The organism is Kitasatospora sp. NPDC056327 (assembly GCF_042261735.1).
In the GTDB taxonomy this organism is placed as follows: domain Bacteria; phylum Actinomycetota; class Actinomycetes; order Streptomycetales; family Streptomycetaceae; genus Kitasatospora.
Window position 1 is genome coordinate 1 of record NZ_JBHJRC010000309.1, and the last position, 9,692, is coordinate 9,692.

The following is a 9,692-nucleotide window of genomic DNA, read 5'->3' on the forward strand; positions in this document are numbered from 1 at the left end:
GCTCCCGGCCGGCCCCGGTGGTGTCCGGTCCGTCTCCCCGTCCGGGGGGACCGGTCAGTGCATCGCGACGCCCGCGGTGTCCGACGGCAGGTCGGAGGCCTTCGCCTTGATCACCACGACGGCGATCACGAAGGCCACGCCCGCCATCACGGCGCCCACGACGAAGCCGTGCGAGATGCCCTGCGCGAGCACCTCGTTGGCCGCTTCGGTGCCCTTGGGGAACTCCTGCTTCTCCATCAGCCAGGCCTTCTGCTCCGGCGTGGCCGTGGCCAGGAAGCCGGGCAGCTGCACCTTGGCCTCGGAGGTCGCGTAGTTCGCGAACACCGTGGTCAGGATCGAGAGGCCGAGCGAACCGCCGATCTGCTGCATGGAGTTCAGCAGGCCGGAGGCGGCCCCGGTCTCCTCGCCGGAGACGCCCGCGACGGAGAGCAGCATCACCGGGACGAAGACCAGGCCCATGCCGAAGCCGAAGACCACCGTCGGGCCGAGGATGCCGTCCACGTAGCCGCTGTCCGCGTTCATGAAGGTCAGCCAGGAGAGGCCGACGGCGACGAGCAGCGAGCCGCCCGCCATGAACGGCTTCGGGCCGTACTTGACCTGCAGGCTTGAGGCGAGCTGCGCCGCCACGATGATGGACGCGCTGATCGGCATGAAGGCGAAGCCGGCCTTCAGCGGGCTGTAGTCGAGCGGTCCCTGCACGAAGAGCGTGATGTAGAAGAAGATGCCGAACATGGCCGCGGCCAGGCAGAGCATGATCACCAGGCCACCGGTGCGGTTCCGGTCGGCGAACAGCTTCAGCGGGGTGATCGGCTGCGCGGTACGGGTCTCGATGACCACGAACGCGGCCATCAGGATCACACCGGCGGCGAAGGAGCCGAGGGTCAGCGGGTCGCTCCAGCCGTCGGACGCGGCGCGGATGAAGCCGTAGACCAGGCCGACCAGGCCGAGTGTCGAGGTGAGCGCGCCGGGCAGGTCGAAGCGGCCGGGGTGGCGCTCCGACTCGGCGATGTAGCGCGGTGCCGCGAAGGCGATCAGCACGGCGATCGGCACGTTGACGAAGAAGACCCAGCGCCAGTCGAGGTACTCGGTGAGCACGCCGCCGGCCAGCAGGCCGATCGCGGCGCCCGAGCCGGCCACCGCGGAGAACACCCCGAAGGCCCGGTTGCGTTCGGGGCCTTCGTCGAAGTTGGTGGCGATCAGGGCGAAGGCCGTCGGCGAGCAGATCGCGCCGCCGATGCCCTGGAGCGCGCGGGCGGCCAGCAGCATGCCGCCGTCCTGGGCGAAGCCGCCGAGCAGCGAGGCCAGCCCGAACAGCAGCGTGCCGGCGATGAAGACCCGGCGCCGGCCGAGGATGTCGCCCGCGCGTCCACCGAGCAGCAGCAGGCCGCCGAAGGTCAGCGTGTAGGCGTTGATCACCCACGACAGGTTGGTGGTCGAGAAGTTCAGGTCGTCCCTGATCTGCGGCAGCGCGATGTTCACGATGGTGGCGTCGAGCACCACCATCAGCTGCGAGGCCGCGATGACGGCCAGGGTGATGCCCTTGTTCGGACTGTTCCCGCCCTGTGATGGAACGTTCTTGCTGAGCTTTTCGGAGATAGCCAAGTTGATGCCCCCTGCTGGCTATTGCTTCGTGTGCTGCGGACCTCTGGGTCCGGCGTGGCCCGACGGCGTCCCGCGGGCTATGAAGGAACGGAATCGTTCACTAATGTGGACGATAGCGTTGACACGATTATGAACGCAAGCGTTCCTTAGGGTTGGTGACGATGGATCAGTTGGTGCGGCGCCAGACGGCGGACCGTCCTGCCCGCCGGGGAACCGGCCCGGCGGCGGACCGGACGCCCGAGGCCGTGCGGGCCTCCTGTCCGGTCCAGGTCGTCGCCGAGGTCCTGGGCCGGCCGTCGCGACGGCGGGGGAGGGAGCTGGAGGCGGCGATCTTCGAGGCGACGCTCGACCAGCTCACCTCCGGCGGATTCGCGCGGCTGACGATGGAAGGGGTCGCCGGAGCCGCGCGGACCGGGAAGGCCGCGCTGTACCGGCGTTGGGCGTCCAAGGTGGAGCTGGTCATGGACGCCCTGGACTCCACTCTGCCACGCCCCGCCGACACCCCGGCCCTCGGGTCCGCCCGTGCGGAACTGCGCCACCTCGTGGAGAGTTTCGTCTCCGTCGCCGCCTCCCGGGCGGGCGGGGCGATGAGCGCGGTGATGGCCGAGCTGGACCACGAGCAGACGCAGCTCTTCAAGGACTTCCTCGCCCAGCGGATGCTGGAGCCCACCAGGGACGTGATCCTCGACATCCTCCGCCGGGGCGCCGAGCGCGGTGACGTCCGCCCCGACGCGGCCACCCCGCTGGTCGCCGACGTCGCCCCGGCGATGCTGCTGTACCGGATCAAGGTCGGCGGCCACCGGATCGGCCCCGAGTTCGTGGACCAGTTGGTCGACGAGGTGTTGGTCCCGTTGATCCGGGCCTGATCCGGGCCCGACCCGGGCCTGACCCGACCGGGCCGGGGCCCGCGGCTTCGACTCCGGGGCCGGGGTGACCGCCGGGGGCCGCGGCGGGGCGCGGGAAGGGGTCCGGCGGCCCGGTCCGGGCGTGCGGACCGGTGGCTTAGGCTGGAGACCGGCCAGCTGAACGGACCCCATCATGCCCATCGTCCCGCCGACGCACTCCGTCGAGCGCTCGCTCCGCCGCGCCGGCGCCAAGGTCGTGGTCGGTCTCGACGAGGTCGGGCGCGGTGCCTGGGCGGGCCCGGTCACCGTGGGCGCGGCCGTCACCGGCCTGCGCCGCCCCCCTGAGGGGCTGACCGACTCCAAGCTGCTCACCGAACTCCGCCGCCGGGCACTCGCGCCCGTGCTCGCCGACTGGGTCACGGCCCACGCGCTCGGCCACGCCTCGGCGCAGGAGTGCGACGAGCTCGGCATGACGGCCGCGCTGCGGCTGGCCGCCGTGCGCGCGCTGGAGGCCCTGCCGGTGGAGCCGGACGCGGTGATCCTCGACGGCAAGCACGACTACCTCGGCGGCCCCTGGCGGGTGCGCACCGTGATCAAGGGCGACCAGTCGTGCGTCTGCGTCTCCGCCGCCTCGGTGCTCGCCAAGGTGCACCGCGACGGTCTGATGGCCGGACTGGGGGAGGAGCACCCCGAGTACGGCTTCGGCGACAACGCCGGCTATCCGTCCCCGGTGCACCGGGCCGCGCTGGAGGAACTCGGGCCGACCGAACACCACCGCCTCTCCTGGTCCTATCTCGACGGGCTGCCCAAGTGGAGCCACCTGAAGCGGATCCGGGCGGTTCCCGGTCCCGGCGGGACGGTCTCCGCGGAGCCCGCCGGGGAACAGCTCGCGCTCGGTTTCTGACGGTACGTCTGGAAACTCCACCGTTGCCCCTGAGGCTCACGGTGCCCAATGGGTGGGGCGCCCGTGCGCGTCCGACCGGCATTTGATAGATATCCGGGTATGCCTGTCTTCCCCGAGGAGCCGGAGATCAACGAGAGCCTCCCGGGCCCCGGCGTTCCCAGCCCCCGCGAGTCGGACGCACAAGCCCTCCGAGCGCCTGCCGGTGGCGGCGCGACCACCGCCGTACCGTCGGCCCCGGTGCCGGGCCCCCGCCCGGCTCCGCCGAGGCCGGCGCCGCAGCGCTCGGCGGCCGTGCGTGCCGATCGTCAGGGGCCTTCGCCGCGCCCGAACCCGATTCCCAAGCCCGCCCCGCCCCGACCCGCGTCCGTCCCGGCGCCGGTCGAGGTCCGGCACGTCCCCGCCACCGCGGCGGAGGCGCTCGACCGTGCCGACGAGACCGTCGACCAGTTGCTCGAATCCGGCCGTGACCCCGGCGCCGTCCTGGTGCTGACCGTCGGCGCGCCGCACCCGTGGCAGCAGCACGAACTCTCCTTCGGCGAGGAGCGCTACTGGGCGCAGCTCACCGAGGGCGGTGACGTCTTCTACGCCGACGCCGAGCTGACCCGGGAGGCCCGGCGGCCCGTGGTCGTGCTCGTCGTCAACGGCGGCCCGGCCGACCGCGCCGCCGCGGCGTACACCAGGGCGCTCCAGCGTGCGGAGTCGCTGTTGGTGGTCTGCGGCGGCAGTGTCCCGCCCGCCGCCGGTACGCGCCGTTCCGCCGCCGGTGCGCCGGCTTCCCGCAGGCAGCCCGCCTGACGGTCCCGACGATCGCCCTGGCCCGGTACCCCTGGTGCCGGGCCTCGGCGTTGCGGCGGCCGGTCGCCGGGGGCCGGGGTGCTCGGGGCCTGGTTGCCGGGGCGGGGTGGGGCCGGAGCGCGGTGACGGCGGGGGAGGGCCGGGCCGCTGGGGCCGGGCCGGCCGACGTGGTGGTCGGCGGCGTGGTGGTCGCCGGTGTGGTGGTCAAGGACCGCGGGCGGCCGGCCGACCGGTCAGCGGGTGCCGGTGCGCCGGGCCGGTTCGATCGCCGTGACCCGGGCGGGCGACCAGGGGAGTTCGGGCCGGCGGGCGTGCGGCGAGCGCTCCGCGTGCTGCGCCCGCTGGCCGCGCGGCGCCTCCAGGGCGGTGCGCGGGGGCAGCTCCGTCACGGTGTGGACCGGCCCGTCCGCCCACGAACCCGCGTGCGGATTGCGGCCGTGCCGGCCGTCGCCGAGGATCTGCCAGCCGCTCTGGGTCAGCGAGACGTACGCTCCGCAGCGCAGTCCGTGCAGGATGGCCGCGTCCCGCAGGGCCCACATCCAGGCGCCGTCCTGCTCGGTCCAGTCGGCAGCGCCCTCGCGGCAGCGCAGCAGTACGGCCGTCCGGGCCGGGCTGGTCAGGCGCAGGTCGTGCGGGGTGACCCGGCGCAGGTGGGAGAGGATCGCGTTGCGGTGCAGCCAGCCGTCCGCGTCGTGCGGCCAGGGCGCGAACGAGGCCGAGGCGGTGACCCGCTGCAGGGCGTCCAGGACGGCGACCACCGTCGTGCCGGGCTGCGGCAGGTGGCGCTGGTGCAGCTCCAGGACGAATTCCCGGGGGTCGCGGAGGAGCGGGATTCCCGAGGCCGTCCAGGTCTCCAGATCGAGCACCCGTCTGGGCGCCGAACTCCTGGCGAGGGGATACTGACCTCGGTCGATACCGCTGATCACGATCCTCCTTCCCGACCCACGGGCGCGCGGGTTCCTGCGTACGCCAGAGGCATGGTCCAAGGGACCGGGCTCCGGGTACGGTCCAATTCTCAGGGCAGAAGGGGCGAAGCGGCAACGATGAAATGATGAACGCCGCCCGAAAGCCAACGTTCTGCCGGATATATTCCACGGTCGCGCGGATCCGGCCCGGGTGTCGCCGGATCGTGATCCGACCGGACCGAAGGCCGCCGCGAAGCGTTCCGGGCATCTCCGCTCCTCCTTTCCCGTGCGATCTCTCCGCCGCTTCCGGCAGTGCTCCTCCCACCAACCGGTCGGCCGGTCCGGGTGGGGCCCGGAGTCGTCCCGGCGACCGCGATTACTCCGATCGGGTGACGGTGGCCGGCCGGGGCCGGTCCCCGGTCAGCCCTGGACCCCCAGGACCAGCGGCAGCACCGCGGTCGCCCCGGCGCGGCGCAGCAGCCGGGCGGCCACGGTGACCGTCCACCCGGAGTCGACCAGGTCGTCCACCAGCAGGACCGGACCGTCCGCGGCCGCCACCGCCGCCGCCAGCTCCGGCGGCACGGTGAGCGCTCCGGCCACCGAGTTCAGCCGCTGGGCGCTGTTGCTGCGCGACCCGTGCGGCGGCTGCCCGCTCGCGTACTCGATCCGTCCGAGCAGCGGCAGCCGCCCGATCTCGGCGATCCGGGCGCCGAGGCTGCCGACCAGCTGCGGCCTGGTCGAGGAGGCCATCGTCACCACCCCGGCGGGCCGGGCCGACCGGGTGCCGTCGGCTGCCGCCGGGCCGGCCCAGCCGCCGGGCCCGCGCGCCCAGTCGGCCAGCACGGTGACCAGGGCGTCCACCGCCTCGCCGGGCACGGGGCCGTCCGGGGCCTGGTCCGAGAGCAGCGACCGCAGCCTGGTGCCCCAGCCGATGTCCGAGAGCCGGCCGAGCGCCCGGCCCGTCTCGGCCTGCTCGCCCGCCGGGATGCGGCCCTTGAGCGGGACGCCCAGCGCGTCCATGCCGGTGGGCCAGAGCCGGCGCGGCTCGAAGCCGACACCCGGCCGGCCGAGGGCGGCCCGGGCGGCCTCCAGGGCCTCCGCCGACACCTCGGGCCCGTGCAGCGGACCGGCGCAGTTGTCGCACCGGCCGCAGGGCACCGCCTCCTCGTCGTCCAGTTGGCGGCGCAGGAACTCCATCCGGCAGCCGGTGGCCGCCGCGTACTCGCGCATCGCCCGCTGCTCGGCCTCCCGGGAGGCGGCCACCTTGGCGTAGCGGGCGGTGTCGTACTCCCAGCTCCGGCCGGTGGCCGTCCAGCCGCCCTTGACCCGCCGCACGGCGCCGTCCACGTCGAGCACCTTGAGCATGGTCTCCAGGCGGGTGCGGCGGAGGTCCACCCGGGGCTCCAGCGCGGCGGTGGAGAGCGGCCGGCCGGCCTCGGCGAGCGCGTCGATGGTCCGGCGGACCTGCTCCTCGGGCGGGAAGGCGAGCGAGGCGAAGTAGCGCCAGATCGCCTCGTCCTCGCGGCCGGGCAGCAGCAGCACCTCCGCCCGGTCGACCCCGCGCCCGGCCCGGCCGACCTGCTGGTAGTAGGCGATCGGCGAGCTGGGGGAGCCCAGGTGCACCACGAAGCCGAGGTCCGGCTTGTCGAAGCCCATGCCGAGGGCGGAGGTGGCGACCAGCGCCTTGACCCGGTTGGCCTGCAGGTCGGCCTCGGCGGTGCGGCGCTCGGCGTCCTCGGTGCGGCCGGAGTAGGAGGCCACCGTGAAGCCGCGTTCGCGCAGGAAGGCGGTCACCTCGTCGGTGGCGGCGACCGTGAGGGTGTACACGATGCCGGAGCCGGGCAGCCGGTCGAGGTGGTCGGCGAGCCAGGCCAGCCGGTGCGCGGGGTCGGGCAGGGTGAGCACGCCCAGGGTGAGGCTCTCGCGGTCGAGTGGGCCGCGCAGCACCAGCGCGTGCTCGTCGCCGGAGCCCGTGCCGAGCTGCTCGGCGACGTCGGCGGTGACCCGGGCGTTGGCCGTGGCGGTGGTGGCCAGCACCGGCACGCCCGGCTGGAGCTCGGCGAGCATGGTGCGCAGTCGGCGGTAGTCGGGGCGGAAGTCGTGGCCCCAGTCGGAGATGCAGTGGGCCTCGTCGACCACCAGCAGGCCGGTGGAGGCGGCGAGCTTGGGGAGCACGTTGTCCCGGAAGTCCGGGTTGTTCAGCCGCTCGGGGCTGACCAGCAGGACGTCCACCGCCCCGGCCGCGACCTCGGCCTGGACGGCGTCCCACTCGTCGGTGTTGGCGGAGTTGATGGTGCGGGCGTGGATGCCGGCCCGGGCCGCCGAGTCCACCTGGTTGCGCATGAGGGCGAGCAGCGGCGAGACGATGACCGTCGGCCCGGCCCCGCGCGCCCGCAGCAGGGCGGTGGCGATGAAGTAGACGGCGGACTTGCCCCAGCCGGTGCGCTGCACCACCAGGGCCCGGCGGTGGTCGACGACCAGGGCCTCGATGGCCGTCCACTGGTCCTCGCGGAGGGTGGCACCCGGGCCGGCCAGCTCGCGCAGGACGGCCTCGGCCCGCGACCGGACCTCGGCCCGGTCGGTGGCGGTGGCGGTGGGGTGGCTCTTCGGCTGCTGCATGGCCCCCATGTAACCCCGAGGGGCCGACACGGGGCGAACCACGGGGGTCGGAAGCGGGCGAGGGCGGGAGGTATTTCATCCGCTCTTCCGCTGAACGGCCGCCGTTTTTCCCCCGGGAGAGTGGCCCGCCGTTACGCCGAACGGGGGAGGAGTTATTCACAGGCGGGGTTTGTCCACAGATCCGGAGCAATTTTCCGGGCGCTCCGGAGAATTGCGACAGCCTTCCGGCCATGACGAACGAACACGTCCTGCTCCCCTTCGGCGACGGCCCCGGCGGCCGTCCGATCACCATGCGGGGCCCGGCCGACATGGCCGAGGTGCTGCCCTACCTGCTCGGCTTCTACCCCGACGACAGCATCGTCGCGGTCGGCCTCCAGCCGCCCGGACTGCACCAGGGCGGGGTGATCCGGCTGGACATCCCCGAGACGGCCGAGGAGTGGCCGGCCGCCGCCGAGGAGACGGCCGGCCTCCTCGTCCGGCTCTCCGAGCGGCAGGAGCGGCGGCCGGTCCAGGTCCTGCTCTACCTCTGCCGGGAACCCGCCGGTCCGGGGCCCGGCGGGGAGCACGGCCCGCCGGTGGCCGCGGCGCTGCGGCCGCTCGCGGAGCGCCTGCGGGAGGCCTTCGAGAGCCGCGGGGTGCGGGTCAAGGAGTCGCTGTGCGTCTCCGCGGGCCGCTGGTGGTCCTTCCTCTGCACCCGGGAGGGCTGCTGCGACCCGGTGGGCCACCCGATCCACCGGGTGCCCGGTCCCGGCCCGGTCGCGGTGGCGGCGACCGTCGCCGGCCTGGCGCCGCGCGGCAGCCGCAAGGAGATCCTGGCCGGGCTGGCCCCGGTCGGCCCGCCCGGGGCGCGGGCCGCGCGGGCGGCCCTCGTCCGGGCCGGGGCCGGTCCGTCGCCGGGGCGGCCGCTGTCGCTCGACCGGAGGGAGAGCACCGAACTGCTCGACACGGCGGTGGCCCGGTTCGCGGCCGGGGCGACGGAGCTCGACGAGGACCGGACGGCGCGACTGCTGCTGGCCCTCCAGGACCGGATCGTCCGGGACCGCGCGGCCGAGTACGCCAGACCGGCCGAGCTCGCGCCGGCCCAGCGGCTCTGGCGCTTCCTGGCCACCCGCTGCGTGCCGCCCTACGAGAGCTTCGCCGCGCCGCCGCTCACCCTGCTGGCCTGGACGTCGTGGGTGGCGGGGGACACCGCGACGGCCCGGGTTGTGCTCGGCCACACGCTGCGCCGCAACCCCTCCTACCTGCTCGCCCAGTTGTTGTACGAGTCGCTGAACGGCGGCTTCTCGCCGGAGACGCTGCTGGTGAGGGTGGAGGAGGAGCGCCGCCGCCGGACCGAGCGGGAACGGGCGGCGGCGGACGGGCCCGCCGCGGGCGCGGACGGAGGTTCGGACGGGGGCGGGGAGCGGCGCCCCGGCCCGGCGGCGCCGTCGGCTCCGTCCGCGCGACCGGCAGTGCCTGCGCCCCGGGCCGCCGTCGACGGGGACGGCGGAGCGGGCGAAGCCCCCGGGCGGGGGAGGCCCGGTGGCCCCGGCGGACCGGCGGGGACGGCCGGGAGCGGGACGCGCCGCCGGGGCCGCCGACGGCGCGGACACCCGGCGGAGGAGCCCGGGGCGCCGCCGGGCGGGGCGGGGCCGGAGCGGGCGCCCGACGGGTCCACGGAGCCCGACGGGCCGAACGGGACACCGCCGGTGCGGGACGGCTCCGAAAGCTCCGGCAGCTCCGGCAGCTCCGGCGGGAGCGGCGGTGGCACGGGAGCCGCCACGGCGCGGTGCCGGTCCGCTGCGGCGGGCCCCGGCCCCGGCGGTGCCGGACGGTTCGGGGAAGGCCGGGCCGGGGAGCGCCGGGCCGAGGAGCGCCGGAAGGTTCTCCACAGGGTGCGGATCGCCCACTCGTCGCCCTGGCGGAGGGGGGCCCGGGGGGGCCGGCCCCCCCGGGGGGGGGCCCCCGGGTTGCCCGGGGGGGCGGGGGGCCCGGGGGCCAGAACGACGAGCCGACCGGGCCCACCCCCCCGGGGGGGCCGCC

The 9,692-nt window shown here is 75.1% G+C and carries 7 protein-coding genes; 4 read left to right on the forward strand and 3 right to left on the reverse strand.

What is annotated here, in order from left to right; genetic code table 11:
- Window positions 1–54: 54 nt before the first annotated feature.
- Window positions 55–1,602 carry an MFS transporter gene (locus tag ACFCX4_RS30760; protein WP_376149575.1) on the reverse strand — a complete coding sequence of 516 codons (1,548 nt, stop codon included), beginning with the start codon at window positions 1,600–1,602 and terminating at the stop codon, window positions 55–57.
- Window positions 1,603–1,763: 161 nt separating this feature from the next.
- Between ACFCX4_RS30760 and ACFCX4_RS30765 the strand changes: the two genes are divergently transcribed.
- The 3 genes from ACFCX4_RS30765 (at window position 1,764) to ACFCX4_RS30775 (ending at window position 4,146) form a co-directional block, all read left to right on the forward strand.
- Window positions 1,764–2,468 (forward strand): TetR/AcrR family transcriptional regulator, encoded by a 705-nt coding sequence (locus ACFCX4_RS30765; protein ID WP_376149579.1) that lies wholly within the window; start codon window positions 1,764–1,766, stop codon window positions 2,466–2,468.
- Window positions 2,469–2,640: 172 nt separating this feature from the next.
- On the forward strand, window positions 2,641–3,351 hold the full coding sequence (locus ACFCX4_RS30770) for a ribonuclease HII (protein WP_376149582.1): 711 nt from the start codon (window positions 2,641–2,643) through the stop codon (window positions 3,349–3,351).
- Window positions 3,352–3,642: 291 nt separating this feature from the next.
- A complete protein-coding gene (locus ACFCX4_RS30775) occupies window positions 3,643–4,146 on the forward strand; it encodes a hypothetical protein (protein ID WP_376149585.1) in 504 nt (167 codons plus the stop codon).
- 233 nt (window positions 4,147–4,379) lie between these two features.
- Here the strand turns inward: ACFCX4_RS30775 and ACFCX4_RS30780 are convergent, their stop codons facing one another.
- Together ACFCX4_RS30780 and ACFCX4_RS30785 are read right to left on the reverse strand one after the other, a co-directional pair.
- Window positions 4,380–5,072: a hypothetical protein gene (locus tag ACFCX4_RS30780; protein WP_376149587.1), complete on the reverse strand. Its 693-nt coding sequence runs from the start codon at window positions 5,070–5,072 to the stop codon at window positions 4,380–4,382.
- A 399-nt stretch (window positions 5,073–5,471) separates the two neighbouring features.
- The gene (locus ACFCX4_RS30785; RefSeq protein WP_376149590.1) at window positions 5,472–7,670 is read right to left on the reverse strand and encodes a RecQ family ATP-dependent DNA helicase; all 2,199 of its coding nucleotides are present in this window, start codon (window positions 7,668–7,670) and stop codon (window positions 5,472–5,474) included.
- 230 nt (window positions 7,671–7,900) lie between these two features.
- Between ACFCX4_RS30785 and ACFCX4_RS30790 the strand changes: the two genes are divergently transcribed.
- A partial coding sequence (locus ACFCX4_RS30790) for a DUF4192 domain-containing protein (RefSeq protein WP_376149593.1) occupies window positions 7,901–9,692 on the forward strand: 1,792 nt, incomplete at its 3' end.